Source organism: Oleiphilus sp. HI0125, from assembly GCF_001635355.1.
The window spans coordinates 1-819 of the sequence record NZ_LWGF01000940.1; the positions used below are offsets into that span (position 1 = coordinate 1).

At 41.4% G+C, this 819-nt stretch carries 1 protein-coding gene and 1 pseudogene; both read right to left on the minus strand.

Features of this window, described 5'->3' with window-relative positions:
* On the minus strand, positions 1-640 hold a 640-nt coding region (locus tag A3762_RS16170; RefSeq protein ID WP_068756622.1), incomplete at its 3' end, for a DUF6776 family protein.
* Between the two features lie 7 nt (positions 641-647).
* Positions 648-819: pseudogene (locus A3762_RS28415) on the minus strand (N-acetyl-gamma-glutamyl-phosphate reductase); the annotation flags it as partial.

Consider the following 819-nt stretch of genomic DNA (forward strand, 5'->3'; position numbering starts at 1 on the left):
CAAAATTTTCGGGCAAGATCAGCTCACCTGCAAATTCTTGGAAATATCTAAAACGGAATTTCATTCCTAACTCTTCAACCTCAGACACATCTCGAAGAGGAAGAATGACACTCTCTGAATCACGCTGACCAATCAAGTTTACAGCAACAACACCCTGTAAATAGCGTTTGTTGTTTGCTAACTGCGCCAACACGATTTTATAAGCATAGTGCCTGTTTTCACTTAATGCAGACAATTCAAGGGCTTGAATTTGTAAGCCTTTGTTATTGTCAGATGGCGCCATAATGTTCTGATAAAAGCTTACATCTTTCTGCAATCCAGCAACCTGCTCGCGCAAACCACGAATGGTGCTTTGAATCTCTTGCTTTGCATGCAAGTTAATGGCTTCACTTTGTTCAAGATTCGCGATTTTTTGCTTTAAGCCCTGATTCTCATCGACCGATAAACGATATTGCTCGGACAATGCATTCAGACTTTCTACGGCTACCTGGTGTCGTTGTTTCATTTCAAAAACGCCGACGTAATAAGCCGCACTCGCACAAACGAGCACCAAGCAAATTAGCTGAATAATCAGCTTACGTTTTCGTCCTGGCTCATGACGAACCAACACCATTTTTTCATGCGGATTATGTTTAGCCATAATATCCTTAAGGGCTCAAAGGAACTTGTTGCAAACCACATGTCTCTTCGAAACCGAACATGATATTCATGTTCTGAACAGCTTGCCCCGATGCGCCTTTAACTAAATTGTCGATCACCGAACTGATAATCAACATGTTACTGCCTTCTTGTTGATGAATTGCAAGACGACAAATATTC